This window comes from Saccharopolyspora antimicrobica (assembly GCF_003635025.1).
In the GTDB taxonomy this organism is placed as follows: domain Bacteria; phylum Actinomycetota; class Actinomycetes; order Mycobacteriales; family Pseudonocardiaceae; genus Saccharopolyspora; species Saccharopolyspora antimicrobica.
Map to the genome: position 1 here is coordinate 264,091 of NZ_RBXX01000002.1, position 20,211 is coordinate 284,301.

18 protein-coding genes are annotated in these 20,211 nt (G+C 70.2%); 14 read left to right on the forward strand and 4 right to left on the reverse strand.

Annotation, left to right across the window (positions count from 1 at the left end; translation table 11 throughout):
• Nucleotides 1-106: 106 nt before the first annotated feature.
• Both ATL45_RS01805 and ATL45_RS01810 read right to left on the reverse strand, forming a co-directional pair.
• Complete coding sequence (locus ATL45_RS01805) at nucleotides 107-871, reverse strand: SDR family oxidoreductase (RefSeq protein WP_439332434.1); 765 nt, start codon at nucleotides 869-871, stop codon at nucleotides 107-109.
• Nucleotide 872: 1 nt separating this feature from the next.
• On the reverse strand, nucleotides 873-1,628 hold the full coding sequence (locus tag ATL45_RS01810; RefSeq protein ID WP_093156104.1) for an SDR family oxidoreductase: 756 nt from the start codon (nucleotides 1,626-1,628) through the stop codon (nucleotides 873-875).
• Nucleotides 1,629-1,840: 212 nt separating this feature from the next.
• Between ATL45_RS01810 and ATL45_RS01815 the strand changes: the two genes are divergently transcribed.
• From ATL45_RS01815 to ATL45_RS01825, 3 genes are all read left to right on the forward strand, one after another.
• Nucleotides 1,841-2,821: a chitinase gene (locus ATL45_RS01815; RefSeq protein ID WP_246025116.1), complete on the forward strand. Its 981-nt coding sequence runs from the start codon at nucleotides 1,841-1,843 to the stop codon at nucleotides 2,819-2,821.
• 168 nt (nucleotides 2,822-2,989) lie between these two features.
• Nucleotides 2,990-3,574: a DNA-binding protein gene (locus tag ATL45_RS01820; RefSeq protein ID WP_093156106.1), complete on the forward strand. Its 585-nt coding sequence runs from the start codon at nucleotides 2,990-2,992 to the stop codon at nucleotides 3,572-3,574.
• A gap of 40 nt (nucleotides 3,575-3,614) precedes the next feature.
• Nucleotides 3,615-4,271, forward strand: coding sequence for an RES family NAD+ phosphorylase (locus tag ATL45_RS01825; protein ID WP_177242028.1), 657 nt, complete (start codon nucleotides 3,615-3,617; stop codon nucleotides 4,269-4,271).
• A gap of 154 nt (nucleotides 4,272-4,425) precedes the next feature.
• Here the strand turns inward: ATL45_RS01825 and ATL45_RS01830 are convergent, their stop codons facing one another.
• Nucleotides 4,426-5,463, reverse strand: a complete 1,038-nt coding sequence (locus tag ATL45_RS01830) for a TerC family protein (RefSeq protein ID WP_093156107.1) — start codon at nucleotides 5,461-5,463, stop codon at nucleotides 4,426-4,428.
• A gap of 466 nt (nucleotides 5,464-5,929) precedes the next feature.
• On the opposite strand from ATL45_RS01830, the gene ATL45_RS01835 reads away from it, so the two are divergent.
• From ATL45_RS01835 to ATL45_RS01865, 7 genes are all read left to right on the forward strand, one after another.
• Nucleotides 5,930-8,734, forward strand: a complete 2,805-nt coding sequence (locus ATL45_RS01835; RefSeq protein WP_170210133.1) for an alpha/beta fold hydrolase — start codon at nucleotides 5,930-5,932, stop codon at nucleotides 8,732-8,734.
• Nucleotides 8,731-9,666 (forward strand): ABC transporter permease, encoded by a 936-nt coding sequence (locus tag ATL45_RS01840; protein WP_093156109.1) that lies wholly within the window; start codon nucleotides 8,731-8,733, stop codon nucleotides 9,664-9,666. Before ATL45_RS01835 ends, ATL45_RS01840 begins: the two co-directional genes overlap by 4 nt.
• A 402-nt stretch (nucleotides 9,667-10,068) precedes the next feature.
• Nucleotides 10,069-11,958 carry an ATP-binding protein gene (locus ATL45_RS01845; protein WP_093156110.1) on the forward strand — a complete coding sequence of 630 codons (1,890 nt, stop codon included), beginning with the start codon at nucleotides 10,069-10,071 and terminating at the stop codon, nucleotides 11,956-11,958.
• A 45-nt stretch (nucleotides 11,959-12,003) separates the two neighbouring features.
• Nucleotides 12,004-12,441 (forward strand): roadblock/LC7 domain-containing protein, encoded by a 438-nt coding sequence (locus ATL45_RS01850; RefSeq protein WP_093156112.1) that lies wholly within the window; start codon nucleotides 12,004-12,006, stop codon nucleotides 12,439-12,441.
• A 2-nt stretch (nucleotides 12,442-12,443) separates the two neighbouring features.
• Complete coding sequence (locus ATL45_RS01855) at nucleotides 12,444-12,803, forward strand: DUF742 domain-containing protein (protein ID WP_093156114.1); 360 nt, start codon at nucleotides 12,444-12,446, stop codon at nucleotides 12,801-12,803.
• On the forward strand, nucleotides 12,784-13,356 hold the full coding sequence (locus ATL45_RS01860; protein ID WP_093156115.1) for a GTP-binding protein: 573 nt from the start codon (nucleotides 12,784-12,786) through the stop codon (nucleotides 13,354-13,356). The genes ATL45_RS01855 and ATL45_RS01860 overlap by 20 nt, the downstream gene beginning before the upstream one ends.
• Before the next feature lie 25 nt (nucleotides 13,357-13,381).
• On the forward strand, nucleotides 13,382-13,939 hold the full coding sequence (locus ATL45_RS01865; RefSeq protein ID WP_093156117.1) for a GAF domain-containing protein: 558 nt from the start codon (nucleotides 13,382-13,384) through the stop codon (nucleotides 13,937-13,939).
• A 124-nt stretch (nucleotides 13,940-14,063) separates the two neighbouring features.
• Here the strand turns inward: ATL45_RS01865 and ATL45_RS01870 are convergent, their stop codons facing one another.
• The gene (locus ATL45_RS01870) at nucleotides 14,064-15,623 is read right to left on the reverse strand and encodes an acyl-CoA dehydrogenase family protein (protein ID WP_093156118.1); all 1,560 of its coding nucleotides are present in this window, start codon (nucleotides 15,621-15,623) and stop codon (nucleotides 14,064-14,066) included.
• A 760-nt stretch (nucleotides 15,624-16,383) separates the two neighbouring features.
• Between ATL45_RS01870 and ATL45_RS01875 the strand changes: the two genes are divergently transcribed.
• The 4 genes from ATL45_RS01875 (at nucleotide 16,384) to ATL45_RS01890 (ending at nucleotide 20,077) form a co-directional block, all read left to right on the forward strand.
• Entirely contained in the window at nucleotides 16,384-17,283 is a 900-nt protein-coding gene (locus ATL45_RS01875) for a LysR family transcriptional regulator (RefSeq protein ID WP_093156120.1), read from the forward strand.
• A 123-nt stretch (nucleotides 17,284-17,406) separates the two neighbouring features.
• Nucleotides 17,407-18,579 (forward strand): CaiB/BaiF CoA transferase family protein, encoded by a 1,173-nt coding sequence (locus ATL45_RS01880; protein WP_093156121.1) that lies wholly within the window; start codon nucleotides 17,407-17,409, stop codon nucleotides 18,577-18,579.
• A complete protein-coding gene (locus tag ATL45_RS01885; protein ID WP_093156123.1) occupies nucleotides 18,576-19,349 on the forward strand; it encodes a crotonase/enoyl-CoA hydratase family protein in 774 nt (257 codons plus the stop codon). Before ATL45_RS01880 ends, ATL45_RS01885 begins: the two co-directional genes overlap by 4 nt.
• Complete coding sequence (locus ATL45_RS01890; protein WP_170210134.1) at nucleotides 19,346-20,077, forward strand: acetoacetate decarboxylase; 732 nt, start codon at nucleotides 19,346-19,348, stop codon at nucleotides 20,075-20,077. The genes ATL45_RS01885 and ATL45_RS01890 overlap by 4 nt, the downstream gene beginning before the upstream one ends.
• Nucleotides 20,078-20,211 lie beyond the last annotated feature (134 nt).

Genomic DNA, 20,211 nt, shown 5'->3' on the forward strand with positions numbered 1-20,211 from the left:
AAGTGGATGCAAGCGGCTGCCGCCGCTTCCCAGGACGCGGACGGCATTCGCCGACAGGCTTTCAGCGTATCGAGCCGCCGGTCCGCCGCGCGGCGGACCGGCGGGATCAGCCCAGCTTGCGCTGGAGCTTGCGCATGCCCGCCTGCCACCGCTGCGGCTGACCGGCGCGCAACGCGTAGTAGTCAGCGACCTCCGGGTGCGGCAGGACCAGGAACTCGCCGCCGTCCAGCGAGTCGGCGACCAGGTCGGCGACCTGCTCGGGTTCCAGCGCCCCGTCGTCGAGCAGCGTCTTGCCTGCGTCCCCGCTGCTGCCGAGCATGTTCGTGCGCACGCCCTGCGGGCACAGCGCCTGCACGGTGATCCCCTTGTCCGCGTAGGTGATCGCCATCCATTCGGCGAAGCCGAGCGCGGCGTGCTTGGTCACCGAGTACGGCGCGGCGTCCAGCATGGTCAGCAGCCCGGCCGCCGACACCGTGGCCAGGAAGTGCCCCTGCCCGCGCTCCAGCCAGTGCGGCAGCACCGCGCGGGCCGCGCGGACGTGCGCCATCACGTTGACCTCCCAGGAATCGGCCCACGCCGCCTCGTCGGCCTCCGGGCCGCCGCCGCGGGAGATCCCGGCGTTGGCGCAGAACAGGTCGATGCGCCCGTGCTCGCCGAGCGCCGCGCCGACCAGCGCGCGCACCCCGTCCTCGCTCGCGGCGTCGCCCGGCACGGCCAGGCCGCCGACCTCCGCCGCCACCCGCCGAACGGCTTCGGTGTCCACATCGGCCAGCACGACGTTCGCGCCGAGCTCGGCGAACTTGCGGGCCATCGCCGCGCCGATGCCGTTGCCCGCTCCGGTGATCACCACCGCGGAACCGTCGAGCCGCACCTCACACACCACCCCTCAGCGTCACGCCGCCGTCGAGCACCAGGACCTGCCCGGTGATCCAGGACGCCTCGTCGGAGAGCAGGAACGCCGCCGCACCGCTGATGTCGGAGGGAACTCCCAGGCGCTGCAACGGGTACTGCGCGGCCACCTCGTCCTCGCGTCCCTCGTAGAGCGCGGTGGCGAACTGCGTCTTGACCACCGCCGGCGCGATGGCGTTGACCCGGACCTTCGGGCCGAGCTCCACCGCGAGGTCCTTGGTGATGTAGGCCAGCATCGCCTTGGTGGCCCCGTAGAAGCCGATCCCGGGCGCCGGCCGCACACCGGCCACAGAGGACACGTTGAGCACCGAACCGCCGTGCTCGGCCATCCACGCCCGGTGGACCTGCTGGGTCCACGCCAGCGCGGCGAGCACGTTGACCTCAAGGGACTTGCGCGCGACGGCGGGGTCCACGTCGAGCAGCGGGCCGTAGGCCGGGTTGATCCCGGTGTTGTTGACCAGCAGGTCCACCCGGCCGAACGCCTCGACCGTCCGGGCAACCGCCTCGGCCCGGTGCTCGGCGTCGTCGGCCTTCCCGGCGATCCCGAGCGCGTGCTCTGCGCCGCCCAGCCCCGCCACCGCCTCGGCCAGCGGCTCGGGCTTGCGCGCGGTCACGGTCACCTTCGCGCCCTCGACCACCAGCCGCTCGGCGATGGCCAGGCCGATGCCCCGGCTGGCGCCGGTCACGATCGCCACCCGGCCGTCGAAGCGCTTGCTCATCTGCACCCTTCCTCTCCCTCGGCCCCCTCGTCAGGATCTCGTCGCCGCGGAGCTCCACGTTGAGACCGACCAGTCGGTACGTCCAGTCAACGACCCGCGCCCGGCTGCGTCAACCCTTCCGGCGCTTCGCAAGCTCGCCAAACCGTTGACCGGACAGCTGGTCTAGTCCATTTTTCGAAGACGCATCCGGCACCGATCCCCCGGAGGTCTCGATGATGAGACGCCTGGCCACCCTGGCCGCGGCAGCCCTGACCGCACTCGCGCTCGCACCGGCCGCCGCCACGGCCGAGGCACCGCAGGCCCTGCCGAAGCACCAGCTCACCGGCTACTGGCAGAACTTCGTCAACGCCGCCAAGCCGCTCAAGGTCAGCGACATCTCGCCGAACTACGACCTGATCGCACTGGCCTTCGCCAACGCCGACCCGGCCCGCCCCGGCGCGGTCACCTTCAACGTCGACCCGAAGCTGTCCGACGCGCTCGGCGGCTACACCGACGACCAGCTCAAGGCCGACATCGCCGCGAAGAAGGCCGAGGGCAAGTCGTTCGTGCTGTCCATCGGCGGCGAACTGGGCAACGTCGACCTGAGCTCACCGGCCAACGTGACCAACTTCGTCGATTCGGTCGGAAAAATCCTCACCGATTACGGCATCGACGGGTTGGACATCGACCTGGAGCACGGCCTCAACGTCCCCAACACCACCAGTGCCGTTCAGCAGTTGCGCGCGAAGGTGGGCGACGGATTCCTGCTGACCATGGCTCCGCAGACGCTCGACGTGCAGCCCGGTGGCTCCTACATGCAGCTGATCAACAACCTCAAGGACGTCATCACCGTCGTGCACACCCAGTACTACAACTCGGGTTCGATGAACGGCTGCGACGGCGGCGTCTACAGCCAGGGCTCGGTCGACTTCATCACCGCACAGGCGTGCTACCTGCTGGAAGTGCTGCGGCCGGACCAGGTCTCGCTGGGCCTGCCCGCCGCGCCGTCCGCGGCCGGTAGCGGCTACGTCGACCCGTCGGTGATCGGCAACGCGCTGACGTGCCTGACCGCGGCCGAGGGCTGCGGACAGTACACACCGGCCCAGCCGAGCCCCGCGCTCAGCGGCGTCATGACGTGGTCCATCAACTGGGATGCCAGCAGCGGCAACGGATTCTCCAACCCGGTCCGGGCGCATTTGGACGCACTGCCGTAATCGGTGGCGGCTCCGGTCGGGCATTCGGCCCACGACCACGCGGTCGCACGACCCGACCGGAGTCGCCCACTCGTCACAGTGCGCAATTCACATGCTACGAAAAGTGAGTTTTCGCACCCGGCGCACGTTCGCGCACACATTTCCGGCGAACAGCGCTACCCTGGAGGCATGTCAGCCGCGCTGGAGACCGTGTTGGCACGTGCCGGTTTAAAGGTCACCGCCAACGAATTCCTGACACTGGTCGAGGATGCAGCCAAGAAGCTCACCTCGCCCCAGGGGGACCCGGCCGCGCACTTCAGCGACGCGGAACGGGTCGCCCTGAGCGAGGCGGGGCTGGACCTGACGCCGCTCGGCGAGGCCGAAGCCGACCCCCGTGCGCGCACCGTCGCCGAACAGGCGGTGCTGCGCGACACCGCGCTCTCGGTCAACCAGGCCGCCGAGCGCATCGGGGTGGACACCAGCCGGATCCGGCACCGGATCAGCGAACGACGGCTGATCGGCTGGAAGGACCGCGGCGGATGGCGGCTGCCCGCGTGGCAGTTCACCGACACCGACGTGCTCCCCGGGCTGGACGGCGTGCTCGCGCTGATGCCCGTGGACCAGCCGGCGCTGGTGCTGGCCAACTTCATGACGACGCCGCAGGAGGACCTCGAACTCGGGGACCGCCCCGCGAGCCCGCGCGAGTGGCTGCTGGCAGGCGGCGACCCGCAGCGGGTGGCCGCGCTCGCCGCAACCATCGGCACCCCGGCCTGAGCGATCCCCCCTCCCTTCGAGACCCCACTCCAGGACGTCCATGGCACGGCTACCCCAGCCGCCTGCGCCGGCAGTGCTGCAGGCGATGCTCCGGCGCACCGAAGACGTGATCGCGGTGCCGGCCGGCACTCGCCTGGTGCGCGTGTTCACCACCGGGGGCAACCACCCCCAGCAGTGGAACAGCTTCCGCTACGCGGGCCCGCTGCCGCACGCCCGCTTCGACCCGCACCTGCCCAACGCGCAGGGCGGACCGACGGTCACCCGCGAGCACGGCGTCCTCTACTTCTCGCTGTCGGTGCAGACCTGCATCGCAGAGGTGTTCCAGGCGACTTCCACAGTGGACCGCCGCACCCGCGGCCCGCAGCTGGTGCTGTTCCGTCCACGTCGGACGCTGCGGCTGCTGGACCTGACCGGGCTGTGGCCGACCCGCGCGGGAGCCTCGCAGGCGATCGCCACCGGCCCCAAGCTCCGCACCCAGGCCTGGGCCCGCGGGATCCGCGCGGCCTACCCGGAACTCGACGGCCTCTGGTACCGCTCCTCGATGGACGCGGGCAACCCGTCGCTGTGCCTGTGGGACCCACCGGCGGCCACGGCCTTGCCGGACTCCCCCGACGTCCTGCTACCCCTGAGCCACCCGGGACTGGACGTGCCTTTGGGGAGGGTGTGCAAAGAACTCAGCTACACCCTGCTGGACTGAAGAGCGTTTTCCAACCTCGTTCTGCGTGGCGGTGCGCAGGCCGGGATGAGACGACCGACTGAAACACCGCGCGGGCTTTCGAACTGCTGTCCGGTCCACGATGCGAAAGTGCCCGGGACTCCACCGAGTCCCGGGCACCCTTGTTTTCGACCGGTCAGGCCTTCTCGGCCTGTTCCGGTGCCGACTCCGACTCGCTGCCGTTCTTCTTCGCCTTGGCCAGGCTGGCCCAGGTCGTGATGGCCAGGACCACCACGATGAAGCTCAGCGACATCCAGTTGGTGATCTCCAGCCACTCCGGCACCAGGTGGTACTCGTGGAAGGCGTGGATGATCAGCTTGATGCCGATGAACCCGAGGATCACGGCCAGGCCCACCGACAGGTAGATCAGCTTGTCCACCAGGCCGCCGAGCAGGAAGTACAGCTGCCGCAGGCCCATCAGGGCGAAGGCGTTGGCGGCGAAGACCAGGAACGGGTCCTGGGTGATGCCGAAGATCGCCGGGATCGAGTCCACCGCGAACAGCAGGTCGGCGCTGCCGATCGCGACGATCACCACGAACATCGGCGTCAGGAACTTCTTGCCGTCGATCTTCACGATCGACTTGTGACCGTGGTACTCGTCGGTCACCGGGAACACCTTGCGGACCCAGCGGACCACGGCGTTCTCGCCGTACTCCTCGTCCTCGTCCTTCTTGCGCACCATGCTGATGGCGGTCCAGATCAGGAACGCGCCGAAGATGAAGAAGATCCAGACGAACTGCGCGATCAGCGCGGCGCCGACCGCGATGAAGATGCCGCGCATCACCAGCGCCAGCAGGATGCCGATCAGCAGCACGCGGTGCTGGTGGATGGACGGCACCGCGAAGCTCGACATGATCACCATGAAGATGAACAGGTTGTCGATGCTGAGCGAGTACTCGGTGATGTAACCGGTGAAGTACTGGATGGCGAAGTGCGAATCGCCGAAGATCCAGACACCGATGCCGAACAGGATCGCGCACGCGACGTAGAAGGCGACCCACTTGGCCGCTTCACCCGTGGTGACCTCGTGCGGTTTGCGGTCCACGATCACCAGGTCGAGCAACAGCAGCAGGGCCAACCCGCCGAGCGTGGCGGCCCACACCCACCACGGAACGTCGAGCTTGTCGACCACTCGTTGCGTCTGCTGGGCGAGCAACGTCACGTCGGCACCCATGAATCACCTCCGGTTCAGGGCACGCGCCAAGGGACCGGAGGTCTCTTCCACCGGCCTGAGGCCGGTCGACGGCACCGGGCTTGTCCAGGCAAGTTCCGTGATGACGACACCGCCGCGAAGGAATACTCCCCTCCACTTGCCAAGATTGTCACTTACCCGCGCGCCTCGACACCAGGCGGGGTGCGCATGAGCAACGAACATCACGCACGGACGGTACGGCGCGGGTCCACGGGCAGCAATGCGAAGCGCCCTCACATCACCCCGACGGCGGCCGAAGCGGCCATTGCACCGCGGCCGATCAACGTTATGATCACCGGCACCCGGTCGCACGCGGGGATGCGGCGACGACCCGGCGGCGGGCACGACGAGGTGTCCGGTTGCTGTTTGGTCTCTGGTTCATAGCTTCTTGTCTTCGCACTCGTCTGGATACGAACCGGTGTCTCCGACTTCCCCTACTGTCGAAAACGTGTCCGCATCCCGCCGCCGCCGCACGCGCCTCGCGCTGGCCGCGCTGTCCTGCATAGCCGTGGTGGTGCTCACCGCACTCCTGTGGTCCGGCGAGCAACCCCGCCGCACCGCACCGGAACCTCCCCGCGAGGCGATGGTGGACGTGCTGGACGGCCCCGACGACGACCAGCGGATCCAGCTCGACGTCACCCTCTACGCCCCGGAGGAGACCCCGGCGCCGACGATCCTGCTCGCGCACGGCTTCGGCGGCAGCAAGGACGACACCGCCGCGCAGGCGCACGAACTCGTGCAGCGCGGCTTCACGGTGCTCACCTACTCCTCCCGCGGATTCGGCCGCAGCACCGGCCAGATCGCGCTCAACGACCCCGACTACGAGGTCAAGGACGCCCAGCAGCTGCTCGACTGGCTCGCCCGCCAGCCCGAGGTCGCCCGCAGCAGCGACGGCGACCCGAAGGTCGGCGTCACCGGCACGTCCTACGGAGGTGCGCTGAGCCTGCTGCTCGCCGGTCAGGACCCGCGGGTCGACGTCATCGCCCCGGTGATGACCTACAACGACCTCGGCCAGGCGCTGCTGCCCAACAACGCCGCCCGGCTGGCGGGCCCCGCCACCACCCCGGCGGGCGGCTCGTTCAACGACCACGGCGTGTTCAAGCAGGCCTGGGCCGGGCTGCTGTTCGCCGCCGGGAGCACACCCCGGCCGGACGCGCAGCCGAACGGAGGCGCCCCGAGCACCTCGACCAGCCTGCAGGAGCCGTCGCTGACCTGCGGGAACTTCACCGACCAGGTGTGCGCCGCCTACAGCGAGGTGGCGCAGACCGGGCGGGCCGGGCAGGCCACGCTGGACCTGCTCGACCGGGTCTCGCCGAAGTCGGTCACCTCGCGGATCAAGGCGCCGACGCTGCTGGTGCAGGGCGAGCGGGACACCCTGTTCGGCCTCGACCAGGCCGATGCCAACGCCCGGCAGATCAGCGCGGCGGGCACGCCGGTCAAGACGATCTGGTTCGCGGGCGGCCACGACGGCGGTGAGCCCGGGCCGGAACTGCGCCAGCAGATCGCCGACTGGTTCGCCCACCACCTCGGCGGCGTCGAACCGGGGCTCGATCCCGGCACGGCCTTCGCCTTCGACATCGCCGGGCGGCCGCAGCGCAACGGCGAGATCCCGGTCCGCACCGTCACCGCCGACGCCTACCCGGGCGTGGGCGGCCACGAGCGGGTTCCGCGCTTCGCGCTGGGGCTGCGCGGATCGCCCACCGAAGTGGTCAACCCGCCCGGCGGCAGCCCGGCGACGACCAGCTCGCTGCCCGGCGCCGGACAGGTGCTCGACGCCGCGGGCAGCCTCGGCCAGTCGCTGGCGCGGGACCTGCCCGGCCAGACCGCGGTGTTCCGCACCGAACCGCTGGAGAGCCAGCTGCTGATCTCCGGCACGCCGCGGACCCGGTTGTCGGTGGCCTCGGTGCCGGGCCAGCCCAGCACCGGCAGCGCGGTGCTGTTCGCCAAGCTCTACGACGTCGACGCCGAGCAGAAGCGCACCTTGATCGGCAACGCGGTCGCCCCGCTGCACGTGACGGACCTGCCGCCCGACGGCAGCCCGGTCGAGGTCGACGTGGCGCTGCCCGGCGTGGTGCACCCGCTGGAGACCGGTCACCGCCTGGAGCTGGCGGTGACGACCACCGACCAGGCCTACTCGGTGCCGAAGGAACCCGCCGTGCACCTGATCGGGCTGGCCGGCGACGCGACGGTGTCGATCCCGTCGGTGCGCGGGACGACCAGCAGCGCCGACGCCGTGCCGACCGCTCCGCTGGTGGGCACCGGGATCCTCGCCGGGCTGGCGCTGATCGCGTGGGTGATCTCGCGGATCCGCCGCAAGAGCAGCGACGACCTCGACCCGATGCTGGCCGACACGCCCCTGGTGATCGCCGGGCTGACGAAGTCCTACCCGGACAAGCCCGCCGCCGTGCAGGACCTGTCCATCCGGGTCGAGCGCGGTCAGATCGTCGGCCTGCTCGGCCCCAACGGGGCGGGCAAGACCACCACGCTGCGGATGATGCTCGGGCTGCTGCAGCCCAGCTCCGGGCAGATCCGGCTCTTCGGCCACCGGCTGGTGCCCGGCGCGCCGGTGCTGTCCCGGGTGGGCGCGCTGGTGGAGTCCCCGGGATTCCTGCCGCACCTGTCCGGTGTGGACAACCTGCGGTACTACTGGGCGGCGACCGGACGTCCGATGCTGCAGGCCCGCTTCGACGAGGTGCTGCAGATCGCCGGGCTGGGCAGTGCGGCGCACCGCCGCGTCCGCGGCTACAGCCAGGGCATGAAGCAGCGGCTGGCGATCGCCCAGGCCATGCTCGGGCTGCCCGAGCTGCTGGTGCTCGACGAGCCGACCAACGGGCTCGACCCGCCGCAGATCCACCAGATGCGCGAGATACTGCGCCGCTACGCCGCCACCGGGCGGTCGGTGCTGGTCTCCAGCCACCTGCTCGCCGAGGTCGAGCAGACCTGCACCCACGTGGTCGTGATGCACAACGGCCGGCTGGTGACCACCGGCAGCGTGGCCGACATCGTGGCGGTCGACGGCGCGGCGACCTTCCGGGTCGACGAGCCGCAGCAGGCCGCCGCGGCGCTGCGCACGATCGAAGGGCTGGGCCAGGTGGAGGTCGACGGCGATCTGGTGCACGCCGACCTGTCCGGGCACAAGGCCGCCGTGGCGGTCAACGTGCTGGTGGACTCCGGGGTCTCGGTGCACCAGGTCGGGCCGCGGCGACGGCTGGAGGACGCCTTCCTGCAGCTGGTCGGAGAGGAGAGCAGGTGACCGACGAGCCGCAGTTCAGCGAGCCCCCGAAGGTCGGGAAGCTGGACACCACCGAAACCGCGCTGGTGCTCTCGGGGCGCAGCCACCCGGCGCAGCCGGACGGCGGCATCGAGGGCTACCGGGCGCGGCGGACGCTCCCGGTGCGGGTGGAGCTGGTCCGCCAGCTGCGCCGCCGCCGCACCCGGCTGACCCTGGGCTTCCTGGTCGTGCTGCCGGTGTTGCTGCTGCTGTCGTTCGAGATCGGCGACGCGGGCGGGCGCGGGCGGACGCTGGCCGACATGGCCACCCAGAGCGGGCTGAACTTCACCGTGTTCACCCTGTTCGTCTCGACCGGTTTCCTGCTGGTCGTGGTGGTCGCGCTGTTCTTCGGCGACACGGTGGCCAGCGAGTCCTCGTGGTCGAGCCTGAAGTACCTGCTGGCGGCGCCGGTCCCGCGCGTCCGGCTGCTCCGGCAGAAGGCGATCGTCGCCGGGCTGCTCTCGGTCTTCGGGCTGGTGCTGCTGACCGCGATGGCGCTGGGCGTGGGCGTGCTGTGGTACGGCACCGGGAACCTGGTGACGATCACCGGCGAGGCGGTGCCGTTCCCGGCCGGGCTGGTGAGCCTGGCCGCGGCCACCGCTTATCTGGCGGTGCACCTGACCTGGATCGCCGGTCTCGCGCTGCTGCTGAGCGTGAGCACCGACGCCCCGCTCGGCGCGGTCGGCGGCGCGGTCGTGGTGTCGATCCTGTCCGAGATCCTGGACCAGATCAACGCGCTCGGGAGCCTGCGCTCCTACCTGCCGACGCACTACTCGACCGCCTACGCCGACCTGCTCGGCGCCGAGGCCGACTGGACCGACGTCGCGCACGGGATGTTCTCCGCGCTGGCCTACGCGATGGTGTTCACCGTGCTGGCGATCTGGCGCTTCCAGCGCAAGGACATCACCAGCTGACCGGCGACCCGGCGTGTCCGCCGTCACAAGAATCACCCGAACGGACGACCTCAAGATCGCGTTCGGATGCTAGAGGAGGGCCGTTCGCACAGGTCAGCCCGACGCTCCGGACGGGCGGGATCGCGTGGTGGGCGACCACTGGACCGATCCCGCCCGGAATCGCCCAGCGCGGACCGGATCGGGCGGACGCGCGGGCACTTCGCGCACGTCACCGCCGGTCGCAGGCTTAATTCAAGCGTTTCCGAAGGTCAACACCCTCGCTACTGATTCTCCACTAGGGTCGCTAGGATCACTCCGGTGATGAGTTGATCAACAAGTGAAACACCAGTAGTCCCGCGGTGACGCCCCCGACCCCTCGGCGCCTGGTGCGCCCGTCGCCGTCTCCCCCGACCAAGGACGCTGATGTCTGAGTTCCCTTTAGCCGCATCGGAGCCCGAGCGGTTACCCGCGTCGACGTCCGACGCGGATGAAGACCTGCGGCCCGAGCTGCAGCGACTGGTCATGCTCCCGCTGGTGGTGGTGGCCCTGCTGGGCATCGCCGTGGCCGTGGTGCTGGCCCTGGACACGCCCGTCGAGCTGCGCTACGCAGCGCTCGGGGTCGGAGGGATCGGCTGCATAGCCGTCCTCCTCATAGGGTTCCGCAAGGCGACCGCCACCGCTACCGAGCTCATTGAGCGCTCCGAGGACTCGTCCAAGGACGCGCAACGCTCCCTCGTCGACACCGCGCGCCGCGAGCGGCAGTGGATCGAAACCCTGCGCAAGGAGATCGTCCAGGGCCGGGAAGAACTTCCCCAGCTGGTGGAACGCGTCCAGGCCGGCGACCAGCCCGCGCCGAGGTGGCCCACCGGTGAGCCCGGCGCGAGCAGCGATCCCTTCGAGCTGCTGTCCTACGAGATCCGGCAGGCGCAGGCCGCCGCCGAGTTCGCCGTGGTCCGCATGCAGCAGTTCACCGAGAGCGGGGCGGCCGTCGACCCGAGCGTCGCGGTGTTCGCCAACATCGCCCGCCGCGTGCAATCGCTGGCGCACCGCGCCATCCAGCGGCTCGACGACCTCGAGCAGCGCGTCGAGGACCCGGACCTGCTCAAGGGCCTGTTCGCCGTCGACCACCTGGTCACCGGCGTCCGCAGGCAGGCGGAGAGCCTCGCGGTGCTCGGCGGCTCGATGCCGCGGCGCCAGTGGAGCCAGCCGGTCGCGATGTACACCGTGCTGCGCTCGGCGGTCGCCGAGGTCGAGCACTACGCCCGGGTCAAGGTGATCCCGCCGGTCGACGGCACGCTGCACGGGCACGCGGTCGCCGACGTCATCCACCTGGTCGCCGAGCTCGTCGAGAACGCGACCTCGTTCTCCGAACCCGACACCCAGGTCACGGTGAGCACCCAGCGGGTCACCGCGGGCATGGCGATCGACATCCGCGACCGCGGGCTGGGCATGAGCCCGGCCGACCGCACCCAGCTCAACGACCTGCTCGCCAACCCCGGCACCGTGGACCGCGACGAGCGGCTCAAGGACGGCCGGATCGGGCTGTACGTGGTCGCCCAGATCGGCCAGCGGCACCAGGTCGCCGTCGAGCTCGAGAACAACATGTACGGCGGCACCGACGCCCACGTGGTGATCCCGAACAAGCTGCTCGGCGAGGTCGAGGACGGCGAGCCGGAGCGGTCCCCCGTGGACGCCATCGTGGCACCGGAACCGGCTCCCCAGCCGGAACTGGCCGCCGCGCCGGAGCCGGTGGCCGCACCGGAACCGCCGCCCAGGCAGGAGCCGGTGGCCAGGCCGGAACCGGTCGCCGCGCCCGAGCCGGTCGCACCCGAACCGGCCGCCAAGCCGGAGCCGGCGATCAGGCAGGAGCGGATCGAGGCCTGGCCCGCGCCGCCCGAGCCGGTCCACGCACCCGAGAACGGCACTCGACGCGGCGTGCACCGCGCTCCCGTCGAGAGCATGTCCGGCGGTTCCAACGGGAATTCGGCACCGTCCTACGGGCGGCACACCGGAGTCGTCCCGGCGGACAAGCCGAACTCCTCGGACACGACCATGCAGTTCCCCAGAACGCAGCTCCCGAGCGAGCCGACCCCCACCGGGCAGTTCCCCGGAGAGAAGGTGCTCATCGACGAGAAGCGGCCGCCGCTGCCGCGGCGAGATCGAACGAAGAGCTACGTCGCGCCGGAGCTCGCCGGCGGTCCGCGGACCGACGACACCCCGCGCGGCGGACCCAACCCAGGTTTGTGGGCGTCCTTCCGGCAGGGCGTCGAAGGCGGTGTCGCCGACCGACGCCCCGACGACCAGTCGGACTGACCCGCTCGCTCCTCCCCCGCACTCATCCCAAGGAGTTCTCTACCGATGGCCAATGACGTGCCCGGCTCAGCATCCGACCTGAGCTGGCTGCTCGCCGATCTGATGCGCCGGGTTCCGCACACCCGCTGCGCCCTGCTGGCCTCCTCGGACGGACTGCGCCGATACCACCACGGACTGGATTCCGACGAGGCCGACGCGCTGGCCGCCTGGGCCGCCGCGCAGTGCTCGCTGGCCCGCAACGGCGGCTACCGCTTCGGTGCCGGCGGCGGCGTCCGGCAGGTGGTGGCGGAGTTCGACGACGTGATCTTCTTCGTCTCCGCCGCCGGCCAGGGCGCGGTGCTCGTCGTGCTCGCCACCCCGGAGGCCGACGCCTCCGTGCTGGGCTACGAGATCGCCCAGCTCGTCAAGCGCGTGCCCGCGCACCTGACCACCGCATCCCGGCAGCCGGCCGCCGCGCGGGGCGTCGGCGAACTGGGCAGGTGACGATGTCGGGACCTCCGGAGAAGATGTGGCTGGACAACGAAGCCGGCCCCCTGCTGCGGCCGTACTCGCTCACCAACGGCCGGACCAAACCGTCCGCGACGCTCTCGCTGCAGTCGCTGGTGCGGTCGACCGGTCGTCTCGCTCCTGACCGGGTGGAACCGACGCACGCCAGGATGCTGGAGCTGTGCCGGTTCGCCACCTCGGTCGCCGAGGTCTCCGCCCACCTGCGCCAACCCGCGGTGGTCACGAAAGTACTGCTGTCCGACCTCATCGACTGGGGCGCCATCACCACGCGCGTGCCCACCGATATGCCGGACCGAGAACAACTGGAGGCGTTGCTGCATGGTCTCCGACAGCTCTGAGCTGTTCCCGACCGCGTTCAAGTTCCTGATCGCGGGCGGATTCGGCGTCGGGAAGACCACTTTCGTCCGGTCGGTCAGCGAGATCGAACCGCTCACCACCGAGGAGACCCTCACCGTCGCCAGCATCGGCACCGATGACCTGACCGGTGTCGTGGAGAAGACCACGACCACCGTCGCCATGGACTTCGGGCGCATCACGTTCGACCCGCAGAACATCGTGCTGTTCCTGTTCGGCACCCCTGGGCAGGAGCGGTTCTGGTTCATGTGGGAGGACCTGGTGCGCGGCGCGCTCGGCGCGGTGGTCCTGGCCGACACCCGGCGGCTGGAGGACTGCTTCGCCGCGGTGGAGTTCTTCGAGTCGCGCGGCATCGAGTTCGTCATCGCGGTCAACCACTTCGAGGGCGGGTTCCACTACCAGCCCGAGGAGGTGCGCGAAGCGCTGGACATCAAACCGCACGTGCCGGTGGTGGCCTGCGATGCGCGCGATCGGCGATCGGCGGCGTCGGTGCTGGTGAAGCTGACCGAGCACGTACTGACCGCCCGTCCACTGTAGACGCCATTTGGAAACGGAGTTCCCAATGACGACCTTCGACGAAGCCGGCTACCGGCATCTGACCCCGGTCGACAACCGCGGAGCCGAGCGGCAAGCACGGCTCCGCCAGCTCGGGCTGGGCGAGAAGCCGGAGCCCGAGTTCGAGGCGTTCGCCAAGCGGGTCGCGAAGACCCTCGGCGTGCCCAACGCGATGGTCAACTTCGTCGGCGCGACCCACCAGTACGTCGGCGGCCTGTACTCGCAGATGATGCCCGACGACGGTGCCACCGCCGGCCCCGAGATGCGCACCGCGCCGCTGGACACCGGCTACTGCCCGCACGTCATCGCGCGCGGCATGGCGCTGGTGCTGGAGGACGTCTGCGACTACCCGCGGTTCGCGGGCAACGACATCGTGGACCGGATGAACGTCCGCTCCTACCTGGGTGCGCCGCTGATCGACCGCACCGGCACCCCGCTCGGCACGCTCTGCGTCATCGACAGCGAGCCGCGGCCGTGGGGCCGGGACGGCCTGCACGCCATCAAGTCGCTGGCCAGCGAGGGCGTGGAGCTGATCCACACCCACGAGCGGGAGCGGCAGAACTGAGCACGACCACAGGAAAAGCCCCGGCGTTCAGATGAACACCGGGGCTTTTTCGGCTGTTCGTCCTGGCTGGTGGTGCCGCTACCGGCACCACCAGCCAGGACGAGCCTGGGAATCTCAGCAGTGCTCAGTGGCGGCGCAGCAGCAGGTCCAGGTCGTTCTGGTCGCCCGGGCGGCGTTGTTCCACGTCGCCGATGGTGTCGTCGTAGCTCCCGATGTGCCGGGCGATGGCGTCCACAGTGGGCAGTTCCACGAACGGTGTGCCCTGCTCCGCCGTGCGTAACCGCTCGGACAGCTGCTGCTCGCACCAGGCCGCGGTGTACTGGGCCATCTCGGAGCGGTGCTGCGACTGCCCGGTCAGGCCGGCCATGATCGTCCAGCAGGTCAGCTCGCCGACGACGTTGGCCAGCACGTGCTGGCTCTGCACGTTCGCGGTCTTGGCCGAGGCCAGCTTGGCGACTCCGGCCGCGAGCTCCTGCAGGTGCGGCGCCACGTCGAACTCGTCGAGCAGCGACAGCACGCGCTGCGGCGCGGCGAGCATCCGGGAGCCCAGGTAGACGGTGATCGCCTCGGTGGAGCCCTCGAAGATGCGCAGCAGCCGGTAGTCGCGGAAGAACTGGCCGAGGACGTTGGTGTCGACGTAGCCGCGCGCGCCCAGCAGCTGCACGCTGCGATCCACCACCTGCCACATGAGCTCGCAGCCGGTGATCTTCGCGGCGAAGAAGAGCTCCTCGGGGACGTGCTCGCCGGAGTCCATCCGCGCGCCGATGTAGTGCACCAGCGCCTCGACGGCCTGGGTGGCGGCCACCGATTCGGCGAAGAGCTGGTGGATGCGGCCGTTCTCCGCCAGGTTGCCGGTGGCCACCTGCCGGCGCCGCGCGAAGCGCTCGGCGAGCTCCAGGGAGCGCATCATCGCCCCCAGACCGCCCGCGGCCAGGGTGACCCGGCCGCGCATGAACGCTTCCTTCGCCGCGAGCAGCCCGGCGCCCTCACCGCCGAGCAGGGCGTCACCGGGCACGCGCAGGCTCTGGAACTCCAGGCTGTTCTGCGGGACCGCCTTCAGGCCGAGGGTGAGGACCTCCGGGCCGCCCACGAAGCCCGGCGTCGAGGTGTCGACCAGGAAACCGGTGATGCCCAGGTCACGGCCGTACTCGTCGCTCAGCCTGGCGAACACGTTGACGTAGGTGGCATCAGCGCCCAGGCTGATCCACTGCTTGGAACCGTTGATCACGTAGGAACCGTCCGGCCACCGCTCCGCGCGCGCTTGGACGGCGCGGACGTTCGACCCCGCACCGGGCTCGCTGATCGCGCTGGTGATCAGCGCCCGTCCCTGCGCCACGTCGGGCAGCACCGCGTTCTTCACGTGCTCCGCGGCGTAGTGCGCGACCGGCGGGACTCCGAGGGTGTTGTGCACGCCGAGGAGGACGAACAGGTTCGCGTCGATCGCGCCCAGCTGGGTGATCACGCGCAGGAAGTCGGAGTGGGAGAGGCCCAGCCCGCCGTGCTCTTCGGCTATCTGCAGGCCGAACAGCCCGTGGGCGGCCAGGTCCGGGATCAGCGAGGTCGGGAAGGCGCGCCGCTCGTCCATGCGCCGCGAGTCGAGCCGCTGCCTGCTGTACCTGCGCAGGAATTCCAGCAGGTGCGACACCCGGTCCGGGGTTGTGCCGCTGTGATCGGTTGGTTCCATACGTCCCTCCTGTGCGGACCGCCGCGCGCGATGGTGGCGCCCGGACCGCAGAACCGGCGGGGTGCTGCCGGAGGCGGGACGGTCAGGGCGCGCGAGATCTCCTGCCGAGGGTTCCGGCAGGTGGGGTGCGAGTCTTTCTACGGCGGAAAGGCGACTCCACGCGAAGCGGTCGCTGGCTCCTGACCAACGTGGGGTGCCGGCGACCCCGACCTCGGGCCGACCGGCGCAAGCAGGTGCACCGCGGTGCGGGCGGCAGCGGTGACAGGTGCGGTCACCTCGCCCGCCGGAGTTCGTGCAGCCCCGACGCGACCGCGGCGACACCCCTCGGGGCACCCGCGAAGCGACTGGGCGGCGTTCATGCACTAACTCCGTTCCACGACAACCTGATGCATCCGTCCAATGTCGAACAGTGGTGGCAAAAATACCCTCTTTAGTTCATACGGGGTACCACCTTTACGGTGAGACGATCACCCCAAAACGGAAGATCAGTCACGCAGCGCAATATAACTTCAACATTTATGACTCATCGGTAACAAGCCCTGTTGCAATATCACACTTTCAGCAAGCCATCCTCTCTTGACAGTCACTCAGAGTTGATCTTCGTCGATGGTACCTGTCCGCATCGCGCCGATCACCCTCGGCGATGGCGAAGCACCGCTCCGAACCGTGACTGCCCTCAAAACCGTTGCGCGCCAACGATATTCGCGCGTGATAGGCTGGTAGGACAGTCCGGACCAGCTTCGACAGCTTGAGCTACGCCATGGAGATGTTCCACCTGCGGTACTTCGTGGCCGTCGCGGAGAACCTGTCGTTCTCCAAGGCCGCGCGGCAGCTGCACATGGCGACCTCACCGCTCAGCCAGCGCATTCGCGATCTGGAGCGCGACCTCGGTTCGGCGCTGTTCGAGCGCGACTCGCACCACGTCCGGCTGACCAGCGCCGGAGCAGCCCTGCTGCCGATCGCCAAGGACGTGCTCGGCCGGTTCGACGACATCCCCTGGCGGCTGCGCGAGGCCACCGGCCCGCAGCGCGCGGTCGTCTACGTCGGCATCCCGCCCGGCCTGCACTCCTCGCTGCGCGACCGGCTGCGGTCCTTCGAGCAGCGGTGCGCGGCCGAGTGCGACGTCAAGCGCTGGCCGGGCGGCAGCGACGACCTGCTCGTCGGGGTGCAGCGCGGCGAGCTGGCGATGGCCCTGGTGCACCTGCCGGTGCACGCCGAGGGCATCGAGGTGTTCGAGGTGATGCGCGAGCCGCTGGGCGCCGTGCTGCCGGCCGCCGAGTTCGGCTCCCGGAGCTCGGTCTCGCTGCACGAGCTGGTCGACCACACCTACGTGAGCCCGGCGCCGCGGATGCTGCCGAGCTACTACGACGAGGTGGAGGCGCGCCTGCGGGCCGCCGGGATCCACCGCCGGATGACGCTGAACACCGGCGATTACGGCAGCACCAGCGAATTCGTCGCGAACGGGTCGGCGTTCTCCATTTCAATGCTGGACCCGGCGAGCGGAATGCAGAAGCACCGCGCGGAAAGCACCGTGGTACTCCCCTTCGCCGATTTCGACCCGGCGCTGGCGACCGGCCTGATCTGGCGGCGAGACCGCACCGAAACCCACTCCGACCTGCGGAGACTGATCGACGAGGCAAAGCTCGCACTGGCGGCGTGACCGCTGCGGTCACGCCATTGTTCGCGCAATGGTGCCGCCCATCGATTGAATCCGCGCCGACCGCCGGACTAACGTAATTAGCGAAGCGAATTAATCCATCGGGAACTGTTCCCGGGAGTGGTAATGACCTCTGCTGATTCCTCATCCGGCCCGCTGGCGGGCGTGCGCGTGATCGACATGGCCACCGTCGTGATGGGCCCCTACGCCGCCCAGATCCTCGGCGACCTCGGCGCCGACGTGATCAAGATCGAGTCGCCGAAGGACACCGTGCGCCACGGCACGCTGCACCGGACCCCCGGCATGACGCCGCTGAACCTCAACGTGAACCGGAACAAGCGCAGCGTCCGGCTGGACCTCAAGGACGACGCGGAGCGCGCCGAAGCCCTGGAGCTGATCGGCACCGCGGACGTCCTGATCACCAACATGCGAATCGGCGCGCTGCGCCGCCTCGGCATGGACTACGAGAGCCTGGCCGCCGCGAACCCGCGGCTGGTCTACGCGCACGCGCAGGGCTTCCGCCCCGACTCCGACCGCGCCGGCCTCGCCGCCTACGACGAGACCGTGCAGGCCGCCTCCGGGCTGCTGGACCTGGCCCAGCGCTCCGGTGACATCGGGCAGCCGGTGGTGCTGCCGAGCATCTTCGCCGACAAGGTCGCCGCACTGACCATCGCCTACTCGGCGCTGGCCGCCCTGGTGCACCAGCGGGCCACCGGGCAGGGCCAGCTCGTCGAGGTGCCGATGGCCGACACGCTGCTGGCGTTCAACCTGGTCGAGCACCTGCAGGGCCGCCTGTTCGAGCCGCCGATGGGACCGACCGGCTTCGCGCTGTCGATGAACAAGGGCCACCGGGCCCGGCCCACCAAGGACGGCCTGGCCATGATCATCCCCTACAGCCCGCAGAACTTCCGCGACCTGTTCTGCGCGGCCGGCCGCCCGGACCTGGCCGAGGACCCGCGGCTGGCGGGCGAGTTCGTGGACGGCAGGCGCGACGGCGAGGCGCTGGCCGAGCTGATCGAGTCCGTCACGCCCGCCCTGACCACCGCCGAGTGGATCGAGGTGTGCAGCAAGCACAGCATCCCGGTCGGCCCGGTGCTCAAGCTCGACGAGGCCGCCGACGACCCCTACGTGCGCGAGGGGCACCTGCTCGACGTCGCCGAGCACCCCAGCGAAGGCAGCTACCGCGTGGTGGGCGTGCCGGTGAGCTTCTCCGCCACCCCGGCCGCGATCCGGCGGCACGCGCCGCTGCCCGGCCAGCACACCGAGGAAGTCCGCACCGAGCTCAGGAGGAGCGAGTGAACGCGCCGGACACCGCAGTGCAGACCGAGACGGCCGGATCCGCGCTGGTCATCACCATCAACCGCCCGCAGGCCCGCAATGCCGTGGACACCGCGGTGGCCACCGGCATCGCCGCCGCCGTCGACGAGCTCGAGGCCAACCCGGAGCTGAGCGTGGGCGTGCTCACCGGCTCGTCAGGCACCTTCTGCGCGGGCATGGATCTCAAGGCCGCGGCTCGCGGCGAATCGCCGGTGGTGCCGGGCCGGGGTTTCGCCGGGCTCGTGGAGGCCGAGACCCGCAAGCCGCTGATCGCCGCCGTCGAGGGCTACGCGATGGGCGGCGGGTTCGAACTGGCGCTGGCGTGCGACCTGATCGTGGCCGCCACCGGAGCGCGGTTCGCGCTGCCCGAGGTCAAGCGCGGCTTGATCGCCGGGGGCGGCGGGGTGATCCGGCTGCCCAAGCGGATCCCGCACCACCTGGCGATGGAACTGCTGCTGACCGGTCGCACCGTCGACGCGCAGCGGGCGCGCGAACTGGGCCTCGTCAACCGGGTCGTGGACGACGGCGAGGCCGTGGCCGCCGCCCTCCAGCTGGCCGCCGAGGTCGCCGCGAACGCGCCGCTGGCGCTGGCGGCGGTCAAGAAGGTGGTCCGGCTCTCCGACGGCGCGCCCGACGCCGAGGCGTTCTCCGCGCAACGCGCGGAGGCGCGAGCGCTGCGCGAATCCGATGACTTCGCCGAGGGCGTGCGGGCCTTCGCCGAGAAGCGCGCTCCGAAGTGGACGGGACGATGAACCGCGAACAGATCCTGCAAAGCGTGGCCACGCCGCTGACCAGCCCCGCCTACGCCCCGGCCGCGGTGCGGTTCACCGACCGCGAGTACCTGAACATCGTCTACCGCACCGATTCCGACGCGCTGCGGGCGGTGGTGCCCGAGCCGCTGGAGTTCGACGAACCGCTGGTGCGCTTCGAAATCATGAAGATGGGCGATGTCACCTCGTTCGGCCCGTACGTCGAGGCAGGGCAGGCGATCCCGGTGCGGATCGGCGACGAGCGCGGCGAGTACCTGCACGCGATGTACCTCGACAACTTCCCGGCCACCGCGGCCGGGCGCGAGGCCAGCGCCTACCCGAAGGTGATGGGTTCCCCCGCGCTGCGCGTCGACCACGCCGCGCTGGTGGGCACTCTGGACTACGGCGGGGAGCGGGTGGCCACCGCGACGATGGGCTACAAGCACCACCCGATGGATCTGGCCGAGGCCGAAGCGCAGATCACCGTGCCTGCCTACATGCTCAAGATCGTGCCCGGCGCGCAGAGGCCGCGGGTGTGCGAACTGGTGCGCAGCCGGATCACCGACATCACCGTCAAGGCCGCCTACACCGGTCCCGCGCGGCTGCAGCTGTTCGAGCACGTGCTCGCCCCGCTGGCGGACCTGCCGGTGCGCGAGATCGTCTCGGCCAGCCACGTCCTGACCGACCTGACCCTGGGCGGCATCGAACCCGTGCACGACTACCTGGCCTGAGAGCTTCGCTGGCGAACTCGTTTTGCGTAGCGGTGCCGGTAGCGGAACCTCAGCGCCCGCCTGGACTCCGGGCAATACGGCGGCCGGGCCGTCCTCGCCGGGGAAACCCAAGGGTTTGGGCTCCGTGAACCCGC

Coding starts and splice junctions, on each gene's coding strand:
- ATL45_RS01810 (WP_093156104.1), bottom strand. CDS start 1,628: ATGAGCAAGCGCTTCGACGGCCGGGTGGCGATCGTGACCGGCGCCAGC.
- ATL45_RS01815 (WP_246025116.1), top strand. CDS start 1,841: ATGATGAGACGCCTGGCCACCCTGGCCGCGGCAGCCCTGACCGCACTC.
- ATL45_RS01820 (WP_093156106.1), top strand. CDS start 2,990: ATGTCAGCCGCGCTGGAGACCGTGTTGGCACGTGCCGGTTTAAAGGTC.
- ATL45_RS01825 (WP_177242028.1), top strand. CDS start 3,615: ATGGCACGGCTACCCCAGCCGCCTGCGCCGGCAGTGCTGCAGGCGATG.
- ATL45_RS01830 (WP_093156107.1), bottom strand. CDS start 5,463: ATGGGTGCCGACGTGACGTTGCTCGCCCAGCAGACGCAACGAGTGGTC.
- ATL45_RS01845 (WP_093156110.1), top strand. CDS start 10,069: ATGTCTGAGTTCCCTTTAGCCGCATCGGAGCCCGAGCGGTTACCCGCG.
- ATL45_RS01850 (WP_093156112.1), top strand. CDS start 12,004: ATGGCCAATGACGTGCCCGGCTCAGCATCCGACCTGAGCTGGCTGCTC.
- ATL45_RS01855 (WP_093156114.1), top strand. CDS start 12,444: ATGTCGGGACCTCCGGAGAAGATGTGGCTGGACAACGAAGCCGGCCCC.
- ATL45_RS01860 (WP_093156115.1), top strand. CDS start 12,784: ATGGTCTCCGACAGCTCTGAGCTGTTCCCGACCGCGTTCAAGTTCCTG.
- ATL45_RS01865 (WP_093156117.1), top strand. CDS start 13,382: ATGACGACCTTCGACGAAGCCGGCTACCGGCATCTGACCCCGGTCGAC.
- ATL45_RS01870 (WP_093156118.1), bottom strand. CDS start 15,623: ATGGAACCAACCGATCACAGCGGCACAACCCCGGACCGGGTGTCGCAC.
- ATL45_RS01875 (WP_093156120.1), top strand. CDS start 16,384: ATGGAGATGTTCCACCTGCGGTACTTCGTGGCCGTCGCGGAGAACCTG.
- ATL45_RS01880 (WP_093156121.1), top strand. CDS start 17,407: ATGACCTCTGCTGATTCCTCATCCGGCCCGCTGGCGGGCGTGCGCGTG.
- ATL45_RS01890 (WP_170210134.1), top strand. CDS start 19,346: ATGAACCGCGAACAGATCCTGCAAAGCGTGGCCACGCCGCTGACCAGC.